The following is a 23,124-nucleotide window of genomic DNA, read 5'->3' on the forward strand; positions in this document are numbered from 1 at the left end:
GAAATTTGCTAAATAATTGAGATTTTGCTTACGTTAGGTTCTAACGTCTGATACTCAAGCCCGAATTCTGCCAAGGAGCCATAATTGAGAACAATGCGTTTCTACCCTGAGGCATGGCCTTTACATTCTGCGTTTGTTATTTCCCGTGGTAGCCGTACAGAAGCCAAAGTGGTGGTCGTCGAGATTGAAGAGGACGGCATTCTGGCTTGCGGCGAATGTACCCCATATCCACATTATGGTGAAAGTGAATCATCGGTCATGGCACAGCTAGCTTTGGTTGTGAATGCCATAGAAGGTGGCATTTCACGGCAGGCTTTACAGCAGCTATTACCCGCAGGGGCGGCCAGGAATGCGGTAGATTGTGCACTGTGGCAGTTGGAATGTTTACAGAACCGACAAAGTTTGTGGCACATGAGCCAGACAACGGCTATTCCCCATATTTCAATGGCTCAAACAGTCAGTATCGGCACGCCAGAAGCGATGGCGTACAGTGCCAGTGCATTGGCACATCTTGGCGCCAGATTGCTGAAAATAAAACTTGATGACCATCTTATTGCTGAGCGTTTAGTGGCGATCCGCAGTGCTGCGCCAGAAGTGACCTTAATCGTGGATGCCAATGAATCCTGGCAAACCGAAGGGCTGGTTGCCCGTTGCCAGTTACTGGCAGATTTAGGTGTGGCGATGCTGGAACAGCCGCTACCGGCCGGTGAAGATGATAGTTTGCAGAATTTTATTCATCCGTTGCCGATTTGTGCTGACGAAAGCTGCCATACGCGGGCGGATTTAGCCGGACTGGTTGGCCGCTATGACATGGTAAACATTAAACTGGACAAAAGTGGCGGGTTAACCGAAGCGTTATTGCTAGCCGAGCAGGCAAAATCACAGGGATTTGCCATTATGCTCGGTTGCATGTTGTGTACTTCCCGCGCCATACGAGCGGCCTTGCCACTGGCACCGGGCGCGCGGTTTGTTGATCTCGACGGCCCGACATGGTTGGAACAGGACATTGAGGATGGACTGCACTTCTCTACGGGGGCGATTGATTTGTCGGTTTAATCCGCCAACGTAAGTAAATCCACCAACGCAGCCAGATAACATTCACTGGCTGCATCGGCGGAAATCGGCGGTAATTCTGCGGTGATACACGGCAAATTGCGATCAGCGCACCAGCTACCAAATGACCCCGGTGTGGCGTAACCGACACTGTTAACGAGCGGTAATGCGAAATTGGCTGCCAACCGAGCCCCTAGCACAGAGTTACCAGGGTCTTCAATGCAGGCCAGCGGTTCATGGAATGAGACGACCCAGCGGGGAGCAAGTTGCTCAATCAAGGCGCATAAAGCTTGTGTTTCTGGTTCTGAACCTGCGTGTTCTCCCGTCAATAACCGGACATCACGTGCATCAGCGGCACTGTTCCAGCGATAAACCGTCTCGCCTGGTTGCCAGTTTTTTGCCGGGAAATTGCGATTAAGATCAACACCATTGGCATTAGCACGTAACCCTAATTGGCAACCATCCGGGTTCACTGCTAATACCACATGATGGCGCTGTTGTTCCGGGGCAATAGTGCGTAACGCGCAGGAAAGGGCAACAATGGCCGCACTTTCATCGCCATGGGTGCCGGCGATAATCAATCCGGTGTTAACAGATGACGTGGGGGCAGGGAAGTAAAGCAGCGGTGCACCCAGCAGCGATTGGCCGTAGTGTTGGCCTAAGGTGAGCAAATTTCCTCGTGCTGAACGAGGTCGATATTGAGTCATAATGTTCTCTGTTATCCTGAACATATTTATAATACTTTCAACATAGCATTTAATATTATTTCTTTGAATCAATAAGTTATTTTTGATGCTGATGGCAATGGTTCAGAGAACCATAAAGGCTAACGTCAGTCGCTGATTGTATTGTTGAATGCAGTTTACTTTTGATGTTGCCGTGGTGAGCTATATTTTATCATCGTCAGTATAGGGTTTAATCTGCTAGTTTATATCGACAACGTGTTGAGTTGATGTTGACGCTTTACTGTTTGATTTACTTTAAATAAATAGATCCAGAAATAATGATGGGTTAAATTTACACACACAGTAACCCCAAGGTCATGGCTAAATATTGCCTGCATAGAATATGTTGGTACGCGCTGTGAGTAGTTAACGTTATGAGCAGTCAGGGGCTGCTTTCGCTGACATGGACAACAACGATAAGGTTATCGATTATGCGCTATTTCCGTTATGCATTGTGTGCCGCATTAGTGGGCACCGCGTTGGGCGCAGCAAATGCTGCTGATGTTCCTGCGGGTACCGTATTGGCAGAAAAACAAGAAATCGTTCGTCATATTAAAGATGAGCCAGCCTCCCTTGATCCGATGAAAGCCGTGGGGCTAATCGAGGCTCAGGTCGCGCGTGACCTGTTTGAAGGCTTAGTGAATCAGGATGCTCAGGGCCAAATAATTCCCGGAGTGGCATTAAGCTGGCAAACAACAGATAACCAAACCTATATATTTACCTTACGTAAAGACGCTAAATGGTCTAACGGCTCACCGGTCACTGCACAGGACTTTGTTTACAGCTGGCGTCGATTAGTTGACCCTAAAAGTTTATCTCCTTTTGCCTGGTTCGCTGAATTAGCGGGGATGGAGAATGCACAGCAAATTATTTCAGGGAAAATGTCACCCGACACGCTAGGGGTGAGTGCTATTAATAATCACACCTTAAAAGTCAAACTCAGTAAACCGGTACCTTATTTCCCAAGTCTGACAGCAAATTTCAGTTTATTCCCGGTTCCCCAGTCTGTTGTTGAACAATATGGTAATGATTGGACCAAAGTCGGTAATCTGGTAGGCAACGGCGCATTTAAATTACAAGATAGAGTCGTCAATGAAAAATTGGTATTGGTACCAAATGAACACTATTGGGACCATGCGCATACGGTGCTGACCAAAGTAACGTTTATTCCAATTAATCAGGAAGCAAATGCCACTAAACGTTATCGTGCGGGTGATATTGATATTACAGAATCATTTCCGAAAAATTTATATCAGAAGTTGCTAAAAGATATTCCTGACCAGGTTTATACGCCTGATCAGCTAGGAACCTATTATTACGCCTTTAATACGCAACGTGCACCAACCAATGATATTCGCGTACGTAAAGCATTGTCTTATGCGATAGATCGTAAAATCATTGCTGAAAAAGTATTAGGTACTGGAGAGAAGCCAGCTTATCACTTTACGCCTGATGTTACTGCCGGCTACCATCCGGTTGCAAATTTATTGCAGCAGCAAGATCAGGATGAATTGAACGCACAAGCCAAAGCATTGCTGCATGCTGCGGGCTATGGTCCTGATAAGCCGTTAACATTATCCCTCTTGTATAATACCTCTGATAATAATCAGAAATTAGCCATTGCCATTGCTTCTATGTGGAAGAAAACATTGGGTGTGGATGTCAAAATGATTAACCAGGAATGGAAGACATATATTGACAGCCGTAACACCGGTAATTTTGATGTGGTTCGTGCGTCATGGGTCGGTGACTATAATGAGCCGTCTACCTTCCTGTCACTGCTGACATCCACACACAGCGGAAATATCGCCAAATTTAATAGTGTAGATTATGATAAGTTACTCAATGAAGCGGGTAAACAGACCAATGCTAAAGCACTGAGTGATGATTATAATAAAGCTGAACAGATTATTGCCGAGCAAGTACCTATCGCACCTATATATCAATTTACCAATGGTCGTTTAATTAAGCCGTGGGTGAAAGGTTATCCAATCACTAACCCTGAGGATGTGGCATACAGTCAGACGATGTATATCATCAAACACTAAAGTCGGTGTATTTCTGACAGTTAGGCCGCCAGTATTAATTGGCGGCTTTTTCTATTTTTTTAATTTGCTCTCAGTGGTGATGAGATAATTAAATCTATCTGGTCACTTTATGTTTAGATTATTTTACTACATTTAACATTGCGTTTTGTTAGTGTCAGACGGTTCTGTTATGGCTGCGGCGAGCTATCCTGGTTCACCACCTTTAAAGATCGGGTGGCTAGCGCTACACTGAGCTAATTGCATGATAAATTACGAAATAGAGGATGTTGTTGTGGATGTAGTCGAAGGGAAAGCACTTCAAGTCTCTGATGCGGTTTATGCCTATCAACTCGATGGTAAAGGGGGGGTGACGTCAATAAGTGTTGATGCCGTCGCCACCGCGGGGCAGCCTTGCTGGTTGCATCTGGATTATACCTATCCGCAAAGTGCAGCCTGGCTGCAAAATACACCATTACTGCCAGAGGTGGTCCGTGATGGCCTGGCGGGGGAGAGTGTGCGTCCTAAGGTCACCCGGCTGGGTGATGGCACGATGATAACCTTGCGTGGTATTAACTTTAACACCGATGCCCGTCCCGATCAGTTAGTGACGATTAGGGTCTATATCACGGATAAATTGATCGTCTCAACTCGCCATCGTAAGGTTTACTCCATCGATGATGTATTAAATGATTTACAAAGCGGCACCGGCCCGACAGACAGTGGTAATTGGCTGGTGGAGATTGTCGATGGCCTGACCGACCATACCAGTGAGTTTATCGAAGACTTACACGACAAAATTATCGATCTTGAAGATGATTTACTGGAGCAAAAAATCCCCCAGCGTGGGCAAATGGCATTATTACGCAAGCAGCTAATTGTGTTACGCCGCTATATGGCACCACAGCGCGATGTATTCTCTCGATTAGCTAGTGAGCGTTTGCCCTGGATGAATGATGATGATCGGCGTCGAATGCAGGAAATCTCAGAACGTCTGGGCCGTGGATTAGAGGATTTAGATTCAAGCATCGCCCGCACGGCAGTGCTGTCTGATGAAATTAGTTCATTAATGGCTGATGCGATGAACCGGCGGACCTATACCATGTCGCTTTTGGCAATGGTCTTTTTACCGACGACCTTTTTGACCGGTTTGTTTGGGGTCAACCTTGGTGGGATCCCCGGTAACACCGACTCTTTTGGTTTTGCAACTTTTTGCATGATGTTGGTGGCTTTGGTATTAGGTGTTGCCTGGTGGTTAAAGCGCAGTAAATGGCTCTAATAATGAAGCGGCAGGCGTGTAAAAGAGTGTGCCAGAGATAGGGTTAATCACTGCAAAATTGAGCCACATCAAGATTTGATGGTAATGACTCAGGCATTATCACTGTGCAGGTGAATGCAACGTCAAGCGATGGGCGTTGCGCTCCATATTTGTAATACTTTTATTTTGAATTACTGCATAGCACATAATTGTTACGATGCCGATGTTGTCTCAACATCGGCATTTTTTTTATGCATTTTTAGCCAGATATTTAATTCCTTTCAACCTGCTCAGGGTCGCTGCAATTTCTACTGTTTCATGGATGCATAAACTTACGTATAATAACGCTTTACTTTTTCACTCGGAATTAGTCGCTCTGAACGTTATTAGAGACCTGATAAGTATTTATGAATCAAGAAGATACAAGAAAAGAAACCCTTGAGTTCAATAAACTCCAGAAGCGCATTCGGAGAAATGTCGGCAATGCTATCACCGATTACAACATGATCGAAGATAATGACGTTGTAATGGCATGCATGAGTGGTGGGAAGGACTCGTTTGCAATGTTGGACATCCTGCTCGGCCTACAAAAGGTTGCGCCGATCAAGTTCGATGTTATTGCGGTAAATTTAGACCAAAAACAACCCGGTTTTCCTGAACATATTCTGCCTGAGTATCTTGAAAGCCTTAATATCCCTTATTATATTGTGGATAAAGATACTTATTCGGTTGTTAAAGAGAAAATACCTGAAGGTAAAACAACCTGCGGGCTATGTTCTCGTCTACGCAGAGGAACATTGTATTCATTTGCGGAGAAGATTGGCGCTACAAAAATCGCGCTCGGTCACCATATGGATGACATTGTTGAAACGCTATTTTTGAATATTTTCCATGGTGCACGCATGAAAGCGATGCCGCCAAAATTACGTTCTGACGATGGACGTAATATTGTTATCAGGCCGCTGGCATATTGCCGCGAGAAAGACCTGATTAAGTATTCTGAGTATAAAACTTTTCCAATAATTCCATGTAACCTGTGTGGTTCGCAGGAGAATTTGCAACGTCAGGCGATTAAAACCATGCTAAGCGAATGGGATAAAAAAGATCCGGGCCGGGTTGAGAGTGTATTTAAGTCAATACAAAACGTAAGCCCAAGCCAGTTAGCTGACCGTAACCTTTTTGATTTCGTCAACCTGCCGTTAGATCGTGAAGGGGATAGGGAAGAGTACGCGTTTAGTGAAGCAACGGTTTCTTCTACCAATATCAATAACGCCCTGTATATAGATGTAACCAATCTCTGATTTTATTTATCTATTAAGTTAACGCGGTAATATCACCTTTGACCCATTCTGCTATTCCCCCATTGATTTATGGGGGAATACTCAGTACGAGAAAAACAATAGAATAGGGTGCCCCCAGAATCAAAACCCGCAGTACAACGCCCCGAATGAGGCGTTGTTATCCTGCTGATAAACGATGTTGATACTGAGTGGACTTATCCCTCAGAGGCGGTTTTTTCTGTTTTCCCTGCCAGTAAGCTCAGGAAGTCGTAGCGTTTTTTCAAGTCTTTCTCCGCCGCCGCGTACAACTGTGCCGCCACCTCCGGCTCTTGGGTATTGAGTCGGCGGAAACGTTGCTCATTCAGCAGTGTGGTGGTCAGGTCACTGCTTGGTGGGCGGGAGTCCAATGCCAAGGCCGCTTTGCCTTCGTCAGTGCGGCGTGGGTCAAAGCGGTATAGCGGCCAGAAACCGGTGGCGGTTAATTGCTTCATTTGATCATGGCTGTAGGCCAAATCATAACCATGCTCCTCACACGGACTGTAAGCGATAATCAGCGATGGGCCAGGATAGGCTTCCGCTTCTTGAATGGCTTTTACCGTCTGATTGAGCTGCGCTCCCAGCGAAATCTGCGCAACATAGACATGGCCATACATCATCATACTGACGCCTAAGTCTTTGCGCGCCTTACGTTTGCCATGCTCACCAAATTTAGTGACTGCCCCGAGCGGGGTCGCTTTAGATTGCTGGCCGCCGGTGTTGGAGTAACACTGGGTATCGAGCACCAGCACATTGACGTTTTCTGTTAGGCTCAATACATGGTCAAGTCCACCAAAACCAATGTCATATGCCCAGCCATCGCCACCAATCAACCAGATGGATTTATCGACTAAATAATCCGCATCCGTTGCCAATTGTTGAGCATCATTGCCTGGGATGTCACGCAATAGCTGACGCAATTGAGAGACTTGCTCACGGCGTACTTCTGGCGTGGCATCCTGAAGTATTAACTGATCGACCAGCTCTTGCGGCAACTGTGGTGCCAGTTGGTTGATTAGGCGGGTTACCCGCTGACGATGCTGATCGACGGTGAGGCGGAAGCCCAGCCCGAACTCGGCATTATCTTCGAACAGTGAGTTAGCCCATGCCGGACCACGGCCATCGGCGTTGGTGGTATAAGGCGTGGTAGGTAGATTGCCGCCATAGATTGATGAGCAACCGGTGGCGTTGGCAATTAACAGACGATCGCCATATAACTGGGTCAACAGCTTAATATACGGTGTTTCGCCACAACCCGAACAGGCTCCAGAGTATTCAAACAGCGGGGAAATCAATTGTGACGTACGGATATCAATACGTTCCATTTGGGTTTTATCGATTTCCGGCAATTTGAGGAAGAAGTCATAGTGCGTTTTTTCTTCCACCAGGTGCTCCAGCCGTGGTTGCATGTTGATGGCTTTGATTTCAGGATTCTGGCGATCTTTGGCCGGACAGACTTCATAGCACAGGTTACATCCGGTGCAATCTTCCGGCGCAACTTGTAACACATACTTCTGCCCACGCATATCACGGGCTTTGACATCGAGTGACTGCAAGCTGTCAGGTGCACCAGACATAGCCTCTGGCGGTACCACTTTGGCACGGATTGCTGAGTGCGGGCAGGCGGCAACGCAGTGGTTGCACTGGGTACAGAGATCGGGCTGCCAGATAGGAATATTTTCTGCAATATTGCGTTTTTCCCACTGGGTCGTACCCACCGGCCAGGTTCCATCAGGCGGGAAGGCCGACACCGGCAGCGCGTCACCCAAACCAGCCAACATGGTTGCGGTAACTGTTTTGACGAAATCAGGTGCCTGATCGGAGACGATCGGTGGCCGCATCGGGCTGTTTTCATTAATCGGTTGTAGCGGGATTTCAATCAGTGCATCAAGGGTGGCATCCAGCGCCTGCCAGTTGCGCGTGACAATTTCTGGCCCTTTATTGCTGTAGCTACCATCAATCGCGGCCCGCAACTGCTGTTGCGCCATCGCAGTGGGTAAAATCTGTGTCAGATGGAAGAACGCCATCTGCATCACGGTATTAATACGAGCGCCCAGTTTGCATTCACGGGCAATTTTGGCTGCATTGATCACAAACAGCCGTGCATTGCGCTGGTGTAATACGGCTTGCACTTCTTGTGGTAGGCGAGACCACATTTCGTCTGCACTGAATGGGGTATTAATCAGGAAGATACCACCCGGTTTCAGCCGTTCGGCCATTTGGTAAATATCAATAAACTGCAACTGGTGGCAACCGACAAAATCGGCGTGGCTGACCAGATAGGCGGAATTGATCGGCGTTTCACTGACGCGCAAGTGCGAGACCGTCAGGCCACCCGCTTTTTTCGAGTCATAAACAAAATAACCCTGTGCATACAGTGAGGTACTGTTGCCGATTATCTTGATGTTGTTTTTAGTGGCAGAGACCGAACCATCACTGCCCAGGCCATAGAACAGCGCCTCCAGTGTGGCGCGTTGTTCTATCTTTTCATCAGTCAATGGTAATGACAGGCCAGTAACATCATCAAAAATCCCTACGGTGAAACGTGGACGAGGCAGATCTAATGTCAACTCTTTGAAAATGGCGAGAGCACAATCAGGGCCAAACTCCTTGGAAGACAAACCATAACGACCACCAATCACTTTCGGTAATGTGGCGCGTTCGCCACGGCTATAGGCTTCAGCCAATGCGGTCATCACATCAAGATAGAGTGGCTCGGCCAGTGCACCCGGTTCTTTGGTGCGATCCAACACGGCCACTTTTATTACTGATTGGGGTAAGACACTCAACAGCTGCGCTGCAGAGAAAGGGCGGAATAGACGCACTTTAAGCACGCCGACTTTTTCGCCGCGCGTCAACAAAGTATCGATCACTTCTTCGCAGGTGCCGATAGCGGAACCCATTAAGATAATGACACGCTCCGCCTGTGGGTGGCCGTAATATTCAAATGGTTTATATTCGCGCCCAGTGGCCTCGGCAAAAGCGGCCATGGCATCAGCAACATGCTGATAGGTGTTGTTATACCAAGGGTTGGTCGCTTCGCGCGACTGGAAATAGGTATCAGGGTTGGCAGAGGTACCGCGCACAACCGGACTCTCCGGTGACAGCGCTCGGCTACGGTGGCCATCTATCCCTTTTTGCGGCAATAATTGGCGTAGCGTGTCATCATCGAGTGGCACAATTTTATTGATTTCATGTGAGGTGCGAAAACCATCAAAGAAATGAATAAATGGAATGCGACTATTGAGCGTCGCTACCTGTGAAATCAGGGCGAAATCCTGCGCTTCTTGTACACTGCTGGCGCACAGCATGGCACAACCGGTCTGGCGCACGGCCATAACATCGGAGTGATCACCAAAAATGGATAAGGCATGAGTCGCAATGGTTCGGGCTGCAACATGCAGTACGAAAGGGGTCAGTTCACCCGCTAACTTATACAACGTGGGGATCATCAACAGCAATCCCTGCGAAGAGGTAAAGGAGGTCGACAGCGCGCCAGTTTGTAGTGCGCCATGCACAGTGGCAATGGCGCCGCCTTCTGACTGCATTTCAACCACGCGGGGAACGTCTCCCCAAATATTGACTTTACCATCACCTGACCATGCATCAGCAAGCTCTGCCATGGTAGAACTGGGTGTAATAGGGTAGATAGCAATAACTTCGCTGGCGCGATAGGCCACAGAAGCTACTGCACTGTTACCGTCAGTAGTAATCATTAATTTATACCTTCACATTGCTTGTCACGCAGAGACCAAAGTAGTAATGGGTGCCTCTGACGGTTAACGAATTATTTGAACTAATACTGAAATTCTAGCAGAGTGCATTTTTGTCAGTTATCGAATTTGTGTGGCTGGGGGGCTAAATGCTTTCAGTTAAAATGCAGAAAATAAGCCAGTAACGCTGGCAAAGCTTATATAGATGTTATTCGGATAATAATTATTACAATTAGAAAACTATTTATTGCGCTGCTCAGATATCGCTTGGCGAAGCAATACCTATGGGTGCTTTTGTAAAATAATTGTGAAACTGAATTAGATTTAATGAACATTTAATATGGGACGGGCATAATGTTGACCCAATACTGAAATGAGAAAATGATGATGAGCGGTTTCATGTATTTAATGATGGCAATTGTTGCCGAAGTAGTGGCGACTACGATGCTGAAAGCATCTGATGGGTTTACCCGATTGGTACCCTCAATTGTGGTGGTTATTGGCTACGGTGTTGCATTTTGGGGGCTTTCGCAGGTGGTTAAAACCATGCCATTGGGTATCGCTTATGCCATCTGGTCAGGGTTGGGTATTGTTTTGGTGTCGATCGCCGCTACCTTTATGTACCAACAAAAACTTGATTGGGCAGCCATTGCCGGGATGACGCTAATCATTGCGGGGGTTATGGTGATTAATCTGCTGTCTAAGACACCCATGCATTAATCACGCCTGTAGGATACAGGCGGAACTCATCTATTAGCGCGTTATCGTGGTGGGGCGGGATAACACGCTAATGGGTGAGGGTCGGTGTCACTGAAACGTAGGACAACGTCCTTTTCAACTATTTAATGTCTAATTGATGTATGCCATCAATAGCCAATAACGTCTCATAAAACTGATCGAGACTTTTTCTAGGTGACAAGGTCACTTCCATGGTCAGTTCACAACCGGCATTCTTCTCTTCACGTTTTTGTACCACTGACAGGTTAATTGGCCGCAGTCGCAGTTTTTGCAGTGCGACCAGAATAAGTGGCACACTCTCGGGTAACAGTTTGATCGAGACATAATGGTGCTGGCCAAGCAGGCGATTACTCAATTGGCGGAAGATCTCCAGTACCACCAGTGTCATCAGCGTGCCATAGATGCCAATTTCATACAGGCCGCTACCAATCACCAGGCCGATAGCCGCTGTTACCCACATACCGGCTGCGGTTGTTAGGCCTTTAACCATCTGCTTTTGAATCATAATCGTCCCGGCCCCCAGGAACCCCATGCCGCTGACAACCTGTGCTGCGACTCGACTAGGGTCAAAACTGACGTGTTCCAGTGTCAGTAAATCCTCGAAACCGTATTTTGAAACAATCATAAACATGGCACTGCCGATGCCAACCAGGATATGAGTACGCAATCCTGCTTCTTTTGACCGCAATTGACGTTCAATACCTATTAACCCACCCAGCAATCCGGCAAGGGCTATTCGTAGCAGTAAATCAGTGATCATAGTTATTCCCGTTTTATTTTTATCCAAATCGTAGGTAACTGATTCTCTATCTAATTAGTCTCGGTTTGGTTATTTCGCCAAATTTTTAACAGCAAACTACCTTGATAATTCGGCTATTCACCTTGTTACAGGTTAAGTTTAATTATCGAATTTGCGCTTATTTATGTTGTGTTTTAATTATAACAGATATTATATAAGCCAATTAGCGTAGATGAAATTGCATTAAACAATAGATTTATGCCTTTCTCATGCCGGAGCAGAAGAATGAAAGTATTATCAATGTTTGTGGGTGGCGCTGTGTTCTTTTTAGCCGCCTGTAGCAGCAATGACCCAACGGATACAGCTTTAAATAATGTTGATGCCTATGAACCCGTGCAACAAGCCACCAGCGCCAGTGTCCACCATAATATTAATATGGCCAATCCGGCGGCATTCAATTGTGCCAATGCCGGTGGTGTATTAACCATTGCCAAACAACTCAATGGTGGCAGCGTAGGGATGTGTCAGTTACCCGATGGTAAACGTTGTGAAGAATGGGCGTTAATGCGCGGCGCTTGTCCGGCACGTTGATACCCGCCATCTTTCAAGTATCAGGTGTATTGGCTACTTCTGTTTGCCATCTGCCTGTGCTCGAAATCTATTGGGTATCTCATGCTGCCGCTTGTTAAACGTATAAATAATCAGGCGGTAATAATATTCGGGCAGGGTTCACCCTTTTTCAACTGGGCAATATTCTGCATTGTGGTGGCCGAAATACTGGTCAGCGCCTCTTCGGTCAGAAACGCCTGATGCCCGGTAAATAACACGTTATGACAAGAAGATAAACGGCGGAAAACATCATCCTGAATCACGTCGTTGGATTTGTCTTCAAAGAACAGGTCACGTTCATTTTCATATACATCCATGCCGAGCGAACCTATTTTTTGCTGTTTCAGGGCATCAATGGCTGCGGTAGAGTCAATCAGACCACCCCTACTGGTGTTGATGATCATTACACCGTTTTTCATTTGATCAAATGATTGTTTATTAAGCAGATGATGGTTTTCCGGTGTCATCGGGCAATGCAAGGAAATAACGTCAGATTCAGCATATAGCGTTTTGAGATCGACATATTCAGCACCCAGTTCCAGAGCTTGCGCACTTGGATAGGGGTCAAAAGCGAGCAGACGCATACCAAAACCCTTCAGAATGCGCATGGTTGCCACACCAATTTTACCGGTACCGATAATCCCGGCAGTACGGTTATGCATATTGAAGCCGATCAGTCCTTCCAGCGAGAAATTGGCATCACGGGTGCGCTGATAAGCACGATGAATTCGGCGGTTAAGGCTCATCATCATACCCACAGCATGTTCAGCGACCGCCTCAGGTGAATAGGCCGGGACACGAACTACCTGAATTCCCAGTTCTTTCGCGGCTTCCAGATCCACATTATTGAAACCAGCGCAACGCAACGCCAGAATCTCGACGCCGACACTTTTCAGTTCTTCTAATGTCGCACGACAACCATCATCGTTGACGAAAAGACAGACCGCATCACAGCCAGCAGCCATTTTTGCTGTTTTTGGCGTTAACAGAAAATCGAAAAACTCTAATTCAAAGCCAAAATCTTTGTTGACCAATTCGAGGTATTTACGGTCATACTGTTTAGTACTGTAAACGGCTAATTTCATCGCGATATCTCCGCTAAAATATTGTGATCAATCTAACAGATTTGAATAAATCATACAATTTGCCACAATAATAAGTTAAATAGAGCACTTGTAACTTTTTCATGCCAAAGAGATAAGGTTTTTATGCCAACTTTCAATGGCAACAGTTTTGTCTGAGTTGCAAGGGTAGCGTTATCTATTATGGTATCTTGCGGTGATTTGATTAAAGCACACCGTAAGTCTGGTTGGGGATAAAACAAGGCGAGTCATGGCTAAATGCGCAAAAATAGTGGGTTGGTTGTTATTAATCAGCGCAATTTCTCTGATGGCATTATGGAAAACCCTGCCACAGTGGTTACCCAAAGTGGCACATTATTGGTTACCTGTGGGGAGTCAGATAACGCTGGCTACGCCACCGGTATGGCGTGACGGCGCACTGCGTATCAAGCAATTGCGCTATTCGATACAAGACTGCACCCTCGCTAATATGAATCAATTGAGTGTCGGCTACCATCAGGGGCGCTGGCAACTTGCGGCCGGTAATGTTGCGTTGGATACCGCCTGTTTGAGTAAATTACCGACTAATGGCGACAGCGCACCACTGAATTTAGCTTACTGGCAACAGCAGTTATCGGTGCTGGATCTGGATATCAGTAATTTGCAGATTACGCCCTGGCAGCAATATGCCGGTAAACTGACCCTCACCTCGCCCGATAAGCTTAAATTGATTCAAGAGTTACGTTATCAAGGGCCGCAACTGAGCTTTGCCGCGACCCTTGATCAGGATCAACAACTGAGTTTGCATCAATTCTCTATTGCGGTTCCTGGTACCCCGCAGCCTTTCGAACTCAGTGGCAAAATAAAGATTCCTTTGTCACTGGATGATTGGCCGGAACAGGGTGAATTACAGGGGATGCTAACCACCGGTTATCTGTCTAAACCACTGCTTCTAAACTTGAGCTGGCAACAGCAGCAAGGTGTGCTGACGCTCACTGAGCGTGGCGATGATGTGCCGCTCGCACGGTTGCCATGGCGTGTTGCGGTAAACCAAATTCAGCTAGTTAACGGACAGTGGCAATGGCCATACGCGCAGCAACCATTAAGTGGCGGTATTAACCTGACGTTACATGACTGGGACCAAGGGTTGGATCAGACCTCAGTTGACGCACGAATTAATGTGATTACCTCTGGGCAGAGCGGTAAGGGGAATGCCGTGTTGACCCTCGGGCCGGGTAATCTGAGCATGATAAACAGCGATTTAAAATTCCAACTCAGTGGTCAGGCCAATCTGGAGAAAATGGTGCTTAATGCCACCATTCCAGGGCTGCTCAGTGGTTCGGTGTTGAACCCAACGTGGGTGCTGCACCCAGGGGCGTTACTGCGCGCGCATGGCAATGTGACGCCTGAATTGCGGATAAGAGATGCTCGCTGGCCATTGGCTGGTGTCAAGGTCACGGCTGCCGGGGTTAGCGGGCGTCTACAAGCCATCGTTGATGCACAAGACAGCTATTGGGGGAATTTCAACCTGCATTTGGATGGTCAGGCGCAAGAGTTTTGGCCGGACAAAGGTTATTGGCAGTGGCGTTACTGGGGCAATGGTCACCTGCCGCCACTGGCTGCTCGCTGGGATATGGCGGGCAAGGGGAGTTGGCGCGATACATTAATCACCGTTGACCAGCTCTCGACCGGTTTTGATCGGTTGCAATATGGTCTGGTTAAGGTTGAGGCACCAAGACTGACATTGGTGAAGCCACTCACCTGGCAGCGCGATAACCATCACCCAGCCTTTATTGCCGGTTTTGCATTAGGGGCGAAAAAAGTGTCGTTCAGCGACGGGGGCGGTTATCTACCTCCCGCTGAATTATCTTTGCAACTCAATGGTCGGGAACCAAACAGCTTTCTGTGGCAGGGGCAATTGCAGGCGCAGCCGATCGGGCCGATCCCACTGCGCGGCCGCTGGGATGGCGAGCGGTTACGGGGTGAGGGCTGGTGGCCGAAACAATCGTTAACCGTATTCCAGCCGCTTATCGCATCAGAATTAGGCATCAAACTGCGTGATGGAGAGCTGTATGCTCAGGCGGCCTTTTCGGCAGCCCGAGAACAAGGCTTTACCGCCGGTGGTCACTGGGTGGTGAACAATGGCGGGATGTGGCTGAAAGACGGCGAAATGAGCGGGTTAGATTTTGTTATGTCGTATCGCTTGCAGAATCACCACTGGCAGTTGGGCGCGAAAGACCCGGTGATGTTGCGTATCGCCTCAATAAGCAACTTGTTTGAAATGCAGAATATTACTGCTGATTTACAAGGTACTTATCCCTATTCTGATGATGCACCGTTAACTTTGAGTAACGTCGGTATGGACATTCTTAACGGCCATCTGAGTTTGTCCGCGTTACGCTTACCGCAACACGACGCCGCCGTGCTGAAATTAACTGCCATTGACTTGAGTGAGCTATTTACGGTGCTACAACCGAAACAGTTTGCGATGTCGGGGAAGGTCAACGGGGAATTGCCTCTTTATCTCAATAACCCACAGTGGTTGGTGCGTAATGGTTGGATTGCTAACGATGGCAGGGTGACATTGCGCCTCGATCAAGATCTGGCCAATTCAATCGGTGATAGTAACTTTGTCGCCGGTGCCGCGATTGATTGGTTACGCTATATGGAGATTTATCAATCTTATGCCAAAGTGGATCTGGATAATTTGGGGCAATTGACATTACGCTCGAAGATTCATGGTGTGAATACGCAAAAAAACTCAAAGCGTGAGATAGTATTGAATTATCAGCATCAGGAAAATGTGTTCCAACTCTGGCGTAGCCTGCGTTTTGGTGACAATTTACAAGAGTGGCTACAACAGACGCTTTCTTTACAACCAACAGTGATACCGGCGAGGACGAAGGAATGAAGATCTTGACAGGGGAACGTGTGGCAATAGCTTTGGGTGTTTTGATGCTCAGTGGCTGTTTACGCCTTGAGGTAGCGACACCGGAAAAACCGATCACTATCAATATGAACGTCAAGATTGAGCATGAAATCCAGATAAAAGTTGATAAAGATGTGGAAAACTTGCTTAAAAATCAATCCAATCTATTTTAAGGAGCCACGATGAAAAAGCAAAGTTCAGGCTGGATTGGTGGCAGACTAAGGCTGATTCGAGTGATGTTGGGGTGGACGATATTGAGTGGCAGTTTGCTGTTCAGCGCCATGGCTTTCGCCCTGACAGTGGAACAGGCAAAGCAGCAAGGGCGGGTTGGCGAAACCCTAAGTGGTTATTTGGCTCCGGTCAAAAAAGATCCTGAGACACTGGCGTTGGTAGAGCAAATCAATATTGCCAGAACAGAGAAATATCAGGAAGTGGCGCAGAAAAACCATATTTCAACTGAAGATGTTGCCAAGCTGGCAGGGCAAAAGTTAGTTAACCGTGCGGCTGCCGGTGAATATGTGCGCGGTATTAATGGCCAGTGGATGCAGCGCTAATTGTTGCGATGATGGTATCAATGACGCTATGGAAAACGCCCGTCTCAGCACGGGCGTTTTTTATGTCTAAACTTCGGGTTGCTGAAATATTGATTTCGACGGTATTGGCCTCAGCTTAAAAAATAACCCGCTAGCGCTCAGGGTGTAAACTGGCCGTAGCAGGATGCCCCGCGAGGCTATCGAGTGATTCTTTGCGATAATAGGTATCTGCATGCCCTGGTTGCTCAACTTTAACAATCAGGGTCAGCACAGCAGCAATCAGATACAGCGCAGTATAAACCCACACCACGCCAACAATATCGAAGAAAGGTAACACCAGCGAGGCAATCGCCGGGGCAACAAAGTTACTCAGACCCGCAGACAAGTTATAAATCGAGATGGCTGCACCTTTGTGTTCCGGTTCCAATACCGGGAATACCGCGGTCATCGGAACGAAAGCGGCTACGGTTATCCCCAACATTACTGCCGGGATCAGGGCCGCCCAGAAATTATGGCCGAAATGAACCGGAATATAGTAGAACGCCAGACTGGAAAGGGCACAACCGATACAGCCAAACCAACGCACCTGCCGCATCCAACCAATTTTTTCGCCCAAGATCCCCCACATAATATTGGTGAAAATTGTCACGAAGAAGAACACCGCCCAGATTTGCAGCCATTCAGACATGGTAAAACCAAGTCGGCCAACGAACAGGAGCGGCATAATAACGGCAAAACCAAATAATGACAGGGTGTTGATGATGCGGATTAAACAGGATAAGAAGATGTTTTTATTGGTAAACAGAATAGTGACGGCCCGAGACAACTCTTTGATTTTTTCTTTATTTGAGAGTGATGCTTTAGGGCTGGCAGTGCCAACATTGCGCAGTAATATCAACGCCATCATACCGCCGGCCATGACCCAGACAATGGCAAACCACAACGTACCGGTTTCACCCATCACCGGAATGGTAAAACTGGGCAAATAGCTCCCTATGACACCGATACCGACTGAATACATCGCCCAAAACCAACCCATGGCAGAAGAGAGTTGCTGTTTAGGGACGTTTTGGACAATTAACATAACAAATGAATAGATAAATAACGGATAGGCCAACCCACGAATACCATAGAACAGCAACATAAGTGGATAACTTTTAATGCCTAAACCGAATACCATAAATAAGCAGTGCATGACCACCCACAGCACAAAACCAATCCGCATGGCGCGTTGTGGCGTGATGATCTCTGCAACCACACCAGAGCTCCAGGCGGCAATGGCAGCAGCTAGGCCATAGAGTGTAAACACAAAGGCTGATTGTGCCGGAGAAAAGCCCATATCAGTAATATGTTTGGATAAGAAGGCCATTTCAAATCCATCGCCGCTCATAAAAATGGCAATGGCAATGTAACCCCAGAACAAATTCATTGGCAAACCAAACCAGTGGGTAGGTTTTTTTTGCATAGTAAGTTCCTCTGGCGCTTGAGCGCCGGCTGGTTGAGTTGCTGGTAGGAGCAACAGTTATAGGGACAGAGAAAAAGGGCGATAGGCTCGCCCGGGCTTGTTATATCTTTATTTTTTAGATGGTTATTGCGGCAGTTGTTGGCGTAACTGCCGCTGCTGTTGATAGAGCAGTCGATAGCGTTCAAGGCGGGCAAACAAGGCATCTTGCCGGTTAACATCAGGGATGAAGCGTTGGTCGATTTGTGGTTTGCTGCACACCTCCTGCTCATCACCGCCGCTGGCGAGCCACCCTAAACGTGCGGCACCTAAAGCCCCACCAGCCTCCCCACCGCTGTGGGTGACAATTGGCAGGTTAAGGGTGTCAGCCATCAATTGCCCCCACCACACACTGCGTGCACCACCACCAATCAAGGAGGATTGGCTCAGTTGGGTACCGGCCTGCTGTAACACCGCCAGGCCATCAGCAATACCGAAAGTCACCCCCTCCAGCACGGCATATCCCAGCGCCGCACGGTCTGTCGCATGAGTCATGCCATGAAACGCGCCAGTTGCCAGCGGATCGTTATGGGGGGTGCGTTCGCCTGAAAGGTAAGGCAGGAAAATTGGTGCCAGCCGCTGCTCTGACCGACTGAGTTGCGCCACCTCGGATAGAAGGGTGGTTTCATTGGTTCCCAGCAGTTGGCACAACCAGCGCAGGGCGCTGGCTGCGGTCAGCATGACACTCATCTGATGCCAGCGATGTGGCAAAGCATGGCAAAAGGCATGAACGGCAGATTGTGGATTGGGCCGGTAGCAATCATTAACGGCAAACAATACACCGGACGTGCCCAGAGAGATGAAGCCATCACCAGGATTGATGGCACCAATCCCAACGGCACTGGCTGCGTTATCGCCACCACCGCCAGCAATAATCACTTTATCGGCTAAGCCCCACTCGCGCGCAATATCTGCTTTCAGGTAACCACTGGGTTCATTACCTTCAATCAAACGCGGCATCATATCGCGGGATAATCCGCAGGCAGCCAGGAGAGAGTCCGACCAGTCGCGCCTGGCGACATCCAACCATAACGTTCCGGCGGCATCAGACATATCACTGACCTTATCGCCACTCATCATCCAGCGCAGATAATCTTTAGGTAGCAGTACCGTCGCCAGTTGTGCGAACACCTCCGGCTCATGGCGAGCAACCCACAGCAGTTTCGGTGCAGTAAAGCCTGGCATCGCCAGATTTCCGGCAATCTGATGTAACTGTGGGGCATTGCGGGTCAACTCATCACACTCTTCGGCACAGCGCGCATCATTCCACAAAATAGCCGGTCGCAAGATACGATCCTCGCGGCTCAACAGCACCGCGCCATGCATTTGACCGGAAAGGCCAATCGCGAGGATCTCACCCCAGCGCTGGGGTATTTTATGGCGCAGGCGGCCAATAACCCGTTGTGTCGCCTGCCACCAGTCAGTGGGATTTTGCTCCGACCATAAAGGATGTGGGCGCTGCACGGTCAAGGGTTCGCCTTCACTGGCCAGAATCTGGCCCCGGTCATCAATCACCATGGCTTTAATTTCTGACGTCCCTAAATCAAGTCCAAGATACATAGCAATTCCTTGTCGATGATTAACGGTTAGCAACGAGCCAGGTATTTACCCGGTCAATCGATTGGCGCAGCAGCTGTTCAAACTGGCTGTCACTGGCTAGTGGCCCAAATAGCTTGCTGTCGCGAGCGAACAGACCTACCGGATCAGCTGATTGGAACATGGCATGGACGGCGGCGGCGTCCAGTATTCCGTCCTGGTATTCATACGGCAGGGTGCCCTGATGCCAACTTTCCATAAATACGAAGAATAATGCGGGTAGTATCGCGGTTGCTGCTGGGGTATCACCTCGTTGGTAGCACTCCATCAATGTGGGCGTAATAAATCCGGGAATTTTGGAAAAGCCATCTGCCGCCACCCGTTGGTTGGTGTCACGAATATACGGATTACTGAAACGGTCCAGCACCACATCACGGTAATTGGCAAGATCCAGTGGGCTTGGCGACAGTGATGGGATGACATCCTGAGTCACATAGTCATAGGCCATCTGGCGAATAGCGTCAGTCTGGGTACTTTCATGAATGTAACTTTGCCCAAGCAAGGTGCCAGCCCAGGCAATACAACTGTGACTGGCATTGAGGATGCGGATTTTTGCCTCTTCATACGGCAGAACTGATTCCACCATCTCTACACCCACATTCTCCAATGCTGGGCGTCCGGCAATAAAATCGTCCTCAATAACCCACTGGATGAATGATTCCCCCATAACCGGTGCCAGATCAGCGAAACCGGTTTGTTCCAGCACCCGTGGTGCGATGTCATCAGCGGGGCGCGGGGTAATGCGGTCAACCATGGTATTGGGACTACGGGTTTGACTTGTCACCCAACTGAGCAAGCTTTGCTGGTCGCGAAGTGCGAGGAACTCAAGCAGGCAATGGCGGAAACGCTCACCGTTATGACGCAAATTATCACAGTTCAGCAAGGTCACTGGCCCGTTCTGCATCTGTTGGCGTTGCAGCAAGATACGGCTGATAGCACCGTATATTGTGCGGCAATCACCTTTGAGGCCAGCCTGGATATCCGCATTATCCTGTTGCAGGTTAAATTGGTTATCCAGGTAGTAACCGCCCTCGGTCACGGTAAAGGAGATAACGCGCGTTTCTGGCAGGCTACCTTGTGCTACCAATTGGCTCAGTTCTTTATCCCAAGGGATGATTTTGCGGATTGATGTGATTTTTTCATATTGACGCTCTCCCCCTGGTGTCACGGTTTCCAAGGTGTATTCGCCGTTTTGGGCTTGTAATGCATTGAGCAACGGGGTCGTGTCATCCCGAATATTAGCCAGAGCAATAGACCAACGATTATCGCCTATGGCCCGTAACCGGTGTAGATACCAGGCTTGGTGAGCACGGTGGAAGGAGCCTGCACCAATGTGCAACCACACTGCATGGGGGGTATTTAGAAAACTGTTCATAAATTATCTCCACAATCACGGTAAGTGTTGGCGTTATAATTTGAGCATAAGCTCTAATGTAGGGCATTTGCTCCGATGGCGTTAGGGTAATGTAACTTTTGCCCGAAAGGTGGGCTTTGGCTCACATAACCGTAAGTAGAGATAAAAATCTGTCAAATAGAGGCGTAAGATAATGACCATGGTGGTTTCACCCCCTATCTCTATTTCAAACAATATTGCGCAGATAACTCATGCAGAAGAGTGATAAGAAGCTGGATCAAGCGGCCAGAGCGGCCTGGATGTATTACGTTGCCGGGCAGACGCAACATGAAATTGCTGATGCCCTGGGGGTTTCGCGTCAGGTGGCCCAGCGGCTGGTGGCGTGTGCTATTGATAACGGGCTGGTCAGTGTCAGCATTGCTCACCCGGTTGGCCGCTGTATGGCGCTGGCCGAACAGGTGCAAAAGCAGTATGGCTTGCATCAGTGTCAGGTGGTCCCCAGCTTGGGGATGGACAGCGCGGGTATCCAACGAGCCATTGCTGTGGTGGGGGCTGAAGTGATGTCGCAATTTCTGCGTCAAGAACAGCCACTGGTCATTGGTGTCGGCTCTGGTCGCAGTTTGAAAGCCGCCATTGATGAGTTACCTGATTTCGAACGTCCTCAGCACAGTTGTGTCTCACTTATCGGCGCTATTGCTGCTGATGGTTCCTGTACACGTTATGACGTCCCGCTGTGGATGGCCGAGAAAACACAAGGACGCTACTTTATTTTGCCCGCCCCTTTGTTTGCTGACAGCGCGGCGGATCGTGACCTGTGGTGTAATCACCGGATTTACCGCACTGTCACTGAGAAAGCAGCTCAGGCTGATGTTACGTTTATCGGTATTGGCTCAATGGGGTATCATTGTCCATTGCATAAAGATGGCTTTATTTCTGCACAAGATGTCGATGTGCTCATGGCCGCGAATGTTGTGGCAGAAATGCTGGGTAATTTCATTGATAGCGATGGTCAGCGCGTCGCCTATGAATTGGATCAGCGTTTAACCAGTGCCAGCTTACGTATTCAGCCAGAAAAACCGGTGATTGCTATCGCAGGTGGTAAGGAGAAACATCAGGCTATTAAAGCGGCGCTCAGGGGGCATTGGGTGAATGGTTTGGTTACGGATGAAGAGAGTGCGATGGCGTTACTGGCATAATCACAGAGAAAAAAGCGCGCCGAAAGGCGCGCAATTAACCAATGACACTACTGGGTAACACGAGGGTAATACAAGGTCATTTTCAGTCGCGCATTGACGGAGACACCCACTTCTGCGCGAAAGTTATCAATTAAGCACTGACAACCTGAGCCAGTAACTGTTTGGCATCAGCTTGTGCTTTGGTCGCCACTTCAGGACCATAAGCAATGCCTTCTGCAAACACAAATTCAACATCGGTAATGCCGATAAAGCCCAGGAACAGACGCAAGTAAGGCACCACCAGATCAGTTGGGGTATCTTTATGAATGCCTCCACGGCTGGTCAGAATAATGGCACGTTTGCCAGTTACCAAGCCTTCTGGACCTTTTTCTGTGTAGCGGAAAGTCACGCCAGCACGGGCAATCAGGTCAAAATAGTTTTTCAACTGCGTCGGGATATTGAAGTTGTACATTGGTGCTGCCATAACTATCACGTCATTGGCTTGCAGTTCAGCAATCAGCTCATCAGACAGTGCCAAAGCCTCTTGTTGGCGCGGTGTTAGCGCGGCATCTGAAGGGCGCAGAGCACCCACCAGTTCACCATCTAACACAGGAACCGGTTGAGCGGCCAAGTCACGTACAGTGATTTCGTCGTCAGCATGGGCTGCTTGCCATTGTTCGACAAAAAAGTCAGCTAATTGGTTGGATTGTGAATAAGTTGCCAGAATGCTTGATTTCAGGACCAGTACTTTGCTCATCGTAATTCCTTAACAGGTAACAGAGACTTAGGCGGTTCGCCCT

The 23,124-nt window shown here is 48.3% G+C and carries 18 protein-coding genes; 10 read left to right on the forward strand and 8 right to left on the reverse strand.

All coding sequences use genetic code 11. The features are described from left to right. The first annotated feature begins 84 nt into the window (after window positions 1–84). Window positions 85–1,056 (forward strand): L-Ala-D/L-Glu epimerase, encoded by a 972-nt coding sequence (gene ycjG / locus V1956_RS12925; RefSeq protein ID WP_372559088.1) that lies wholly within the window; start codon window positions 85–87, stop codon window positions 1,054–1,056. Here the strand turns inward: ycjG and mpaA are convergent. After that, window positions 1,053–1,760, reverse strand: coding sequence for a murein tripeptide amidase MpaA (gene mpaA, locus V1956_RS12930; protein ID WP_420072391.1), 708 nt, complete (start codon window positions 1,758–1,760; stop codon window positions 1,053–1,055). The two genes, ycjG and mpaA, sit on opposite strands and share 4 nt — an antisense overlap. Window positions 1,761–2,209: 449 nt before the next feature. Between mpaA and V1956_RS12935 the strand changes: the two genes are divergently transcribed. The 3 genes from V1956_RS12935 (at window position 2,210) to ttcA (ending at window position 6,361) form a co-directional block, all read left to right on the forward strand. Then, window positions 2,210–3,826, forward strand: coding sequence for a peptide ABC transporter substrate-binding protein (locus tag V1956_RS12935; protein ID WP_083158778.1), 1,617 nt, complete (start codon window positions 2,210–2,212; stop codon window positions 3,824–3,826). Between the two features lie 271 nt (window positions 3,827–4,097). Continuing rightward, entirely contained in the window at window positions 4,098–5,081 is a 984-nt protein-coding gene (gene zntB, locus V1956_RS12940) for a zinc transporter ZntB (RefSeq protein WP_372559086.1), read from the forward strand. Window positions 5,082–5,467: 386 nt separating this feature from the next. Then, the gene (ttcA, locus tag V1956_RS12945) at window positions 5,468–6,361 is read left to right on the forward strand and encodes a tRNA 2-thiocytidine(32) synthetase TtcA (protein WP_372559085.1); all 894 of its coding nucleotides are present in this window, start codon (window positions 5,468–5,470) and stop codon (window positions 6,359–6,361) included. Window positions 6,362–6,555: 194 nt separating this feature from the next. On the opposite strand, the gene nifJ is transcribed toward ttcA, so the two are convergent. Next, window positions 6,556–10,092: a pyruvate:ferredoxin (flavodoxin) oxidoreductase gene (gene nifJ, locus V1956_RS12950; protein ID WP_442825192.1), complete on the reverse strand. Its 3,537-nt coding sequence runs from the start codon at window positions 10,090–10,092 to the stop codon at window positions 6,556–6,558. Between the two features lie 384 nt (window positions 10,093–10,476). Here nifJ and V1956_RS12955 point away from each other — a divergent pair, with 384 nt between their 5' ends. Next, window positions 10,477–10,809 (forward strand): DMT family transporter, encoded by a 333-nt coding sequence (locus V1956_RS12955; RefSeq protein ID WP_372559906.1) that lies wholly within the window; start codon window positions 10,477–10,479, stop codon window positions 10,807–10,809. A 118-nt stretch (window positions 10,810–10,927) separates the two neighbouring features. On the opposite strand, the gene V1956_RS12960 is transcribed toward V1956_RS12955, so the two are convergent. Further along, window positions 10,928–11,587 carry an MgtC/SapB family protein gene (locus V1956_RS12960; RefSeq protein WP_420075148.1) on the reverse strand — a complete coding sequence of 220 codons (660 nt, stop codon included), beginning with the start codon at window positions 11,585–11,587 and terminating at the stop codon, window positions 10,928–10,930. A 264-nt stretch (window positions 11,588–11,851) separates the two neighbouring features. Between V1956_RS12960 and V1956_RS12965 the strand changes: the two genes are divergently transcribed. Further along, a complete protein-coding gene (locus V1956_RS12965; RefSeq protein WP_442825193.1) occupies window positions 11,852–12,157 on the forward strand; it encodes a putative hemolysin in 306 nt (101 codons plus the stop codon). A 110-nt stretch (window positions 12,158–12,267) separates the two neighbouring features. Here the strand turns inward: V1956_RS12965 and V1956_RS12970 are convergent, their stop codons facing one another. Beyond that, the gene (locus V1956_RS12970; protein ID WP_083158784.1) at window positions 12,268–13,260 is read right to left on the reverse strand and encodes a 2-hydroxyacid dehydrogenase; all 993 of its coding nucleotides are present in this window, start codon (window positions 13,258–13,260) and stop codon (window positions 12,268–12,270) included. 247 nt (window positions 13,261–13,507) lie between these two features. Here V1956_RS12970 and V1956_RS12975 point away from each other — a divergent pair, with 247 nt between their 5' ends. From V1956_RS12975 to V1956_RS12985, 3 genes are read left to right on the forward strand one after another with little or no spacing between them, the layout of a single operon-like run. After that, complete coding sequence (locus V1956_RS12975) at window positions 13,508–16,147, forward strand: YdbH family protein (protein WP_442825194.1); 2,640 nt, start codon at window positions 13,508–13,510, stop codon at window positions 16,145–16,147. Next, the gene (locus V1956_RS12980; RefSeq protein WP_372559081.1) at window positions 16,144–16,338 is read left to right on the forward strand and encodes a YnbE family lipoprotein; all 195 of its coding nucleotides are present in this window, start codon (window positions 16,144–16,146) and stop codon (window positions 16,336–16,338) included. The genes V1956_RS12975 and V1956_RS12980 overlap by 4 nt, the downstream gene beginning before the upstream one ends. 9 nt (window positions 16,339–16,347) lie before the next feature. Further along, complete coding sequence (locus V1956_RS12985; protein WP_442825195.1) at window positions 16,348–16,719, forward strand: YdbL family protein; 372 nt, start codon at window positions 16,348–16,350, stop codon at window positions 16,717–16,719. Between the two features lie 130 nt (window positions 16,720–16,849). On the opposite strand, the gene V1956_RS12990 is transcribed toward V1956_RS12985, so the two are convergent. The 3 genes from V1956_RS12990 to dalD form a co-directional block, all read right to left on the reverse strand. Beyond that, a complete protein-coding gene (locus V1956_RS12990) occupies window positions 16,850–18,163 on the reverse strand; it encodes an MFS transporter (RefSeq protein WP_372559080.1) in 1,314 nt (437 codons plus the stop codon). Window positions 18,164–18,286: 123 nt separating this feature from the next. Then, window positions 18,287–19,759 carry a xylulokinase gene (gene xylB / locus V1956_RS12995; protein WP_050085292.1) on the reverse strand — a complete coding sequence of 491 codons (1,473 nt, stop codon included), beginning with the start codon at window positions 19,757–19,759 and terminating at the stop codon, window positions 18,287–18,289. Window positions 19,760–19,778: 19 nt separating this feature from the next. Beyond that, window positions 19,779–21,170, reverse strand: a complete 1,392-nt coding sequence (gene dalD, locus V1956_RS13000) for a D-arabinitol 4-dehydrogenase (protein ID WP_442825196.1) — start codon at window positions 21,168–21,170, stop codon at window positions 19,779–19,781. A gap of 230 nt (window positions 21,171–21,400) precedes the next feature. Between dalD and V1956_RS13005 the strand changes: the two genes are divergently transcribed. Beyond that, window positions 21,401–22,345 (forward strand): sugar-binding transcriptional regulator, encoded by a 945-nt coding sequence (locus V1956_RS13005; RefSeq protein ID WP_372559077.1) that lies wholly within the window; start codon window positions 21,401–21,403, stop codon window positions 22,343–22,345. Window positions 22,346–22,475: 130 nt separating this feature from the next. Here the strand turns inward: V1956_RS13005 and azoR are convergent, their stop codons facing one another. Next, entirely contained in the window at window positions 22,476–23,081 is a 606-nt protein-coding gene (azoR, locus tag V1956_RS13010; protein ID WP_083158789.1) for an FMN-dependent NADH-azoreductase, read from the reverse strand. Window positions 23,082–23,124: the final 43 nt, after the last annotated feature.

It is taken from the genome of Yersinia sp. 2540 StPb PI (genome assembly GCF_052217165.1).
GTDB classification, from domain to species: domain Bacteria; phylum Pseudomonadota; class Gammaproteobacteria; order Enterobacterales; family Enterobacteriaceae; genus Yersinia; species Yersinia enterocolitica_E.

Excerpts from the sequence above, each read along its gene's own strand:
- dalD (WP_442825196.1), bottom strand. The coding sequence starts at position 21,170 with ATGAACAGTTTTCTAAATACCCCCCATGCAGTGTGGTTGCACATTGGT.
- V1956_RS12955 (WP_372559906.1), top strand. The coding sequence starts at position 10,477 with ATGAGCGGTTTCATGTATTTAATGATGGCAATTGTTGCCGAAGTAGTG.
- ttcA (WP_372559085.1), top strand. The coding sequence starts at position 5,468 with ATGAATCAAGAAGATACAAGAAAAGAAACCCTTGAGTTCAATAAACTC.
- nifJ (WP_442825192.1), bottom strand. The coding sequence starts at position 10,092 with ATGATTACTACTGACGGTAACAGTGCAGTAGCTTCTGTGGCCTATCGC.
- V1956_RS12965 (WP_442825193.1), top strand. The coding sequence starts at position 11,852 with ATGAAAGTATTATCAATGTTTGTGGGTGGCGCTGTGTTCTTTTTAGCC.
- xylB (WP_050085292.1), bottom strand. The coding sequence starts at position 19,759 with ATGTATCTTGGACTTGATTTAGGGACGTCAGAAATTAAAGCCATGGTG.
- azoR (WP_083158789.1), bottom strand. The coding sequence starts at position 23,081 with ATGAGCAAAGTACTGGTCCTGAAATCAAGCATTCTGGCAACTTATTCA.
- mpaA (WP_420072391.1), bottom strand. The coding sequence starts at position 1,760 with ATGACTCAATATCGACCTCGTTCAGCACGAGGAAATTTGCTCACCTTA.
- V1956_RS12985 (WP_442825195.1), top strand. The coding sequence starts at position 16,348 with ATGAAAAAGCAAAGTTCAGGCTGGATTGGTGGCAGACTAAGGCTGATT.
- V1956_RS12975 (WP_442825194.1), top strand. The coding sequence starts at position 13,508 with ATGGCTAAATGCGCAAAAATAGTGGGTTGGTTGTTATTAATCAGCGCA.
- V1956_RS12970 (WP_083158784.1), bottom strand. The coding sequence starts at position 13,260 with ATGAAATTAGCCGTTTACAGTACTAAACAGTATGACCGTAAATACCTC.
- V1956_RS12935 (WP_083158778.1), top strand. The coding sequence starts at position 2,210 with ATGCGCTATTTCCGTTATGCATTGTGTGCCGCATTAGTGGGCACCGCG.
- V1956_RS12980 (WP_372559081.1), top strand. The coding sequence starts at position 16,144 with ATGAAGATCTTGACAGGGGAACGTGTGGCAATAGCTTTGGGTGTTTTG.
- V1956_RS12990 (WP_372559080.1), bottom strand. The coding sequence starts at position 18,163 with ATGCAAAAAAAACCTACCCACTGGTTTGGTTTGCCAATGAATTTGTTC.
- V1956_RS12960 (WP_420075148.1), bottom strand. The coding sequence starts at position 11,587 with ATGATCACTGATTTACTGCTACGAATAGCCCTTGCCGGATTGCTGGGT.
- V1956_RS13005 (WP_372559077.1), top strand. The coding sequence starts at position 21,401 with ATGCAGAAGAGTGATAAGAAGCTGGATCAAGCGGCCAGAGCGGCCTGG.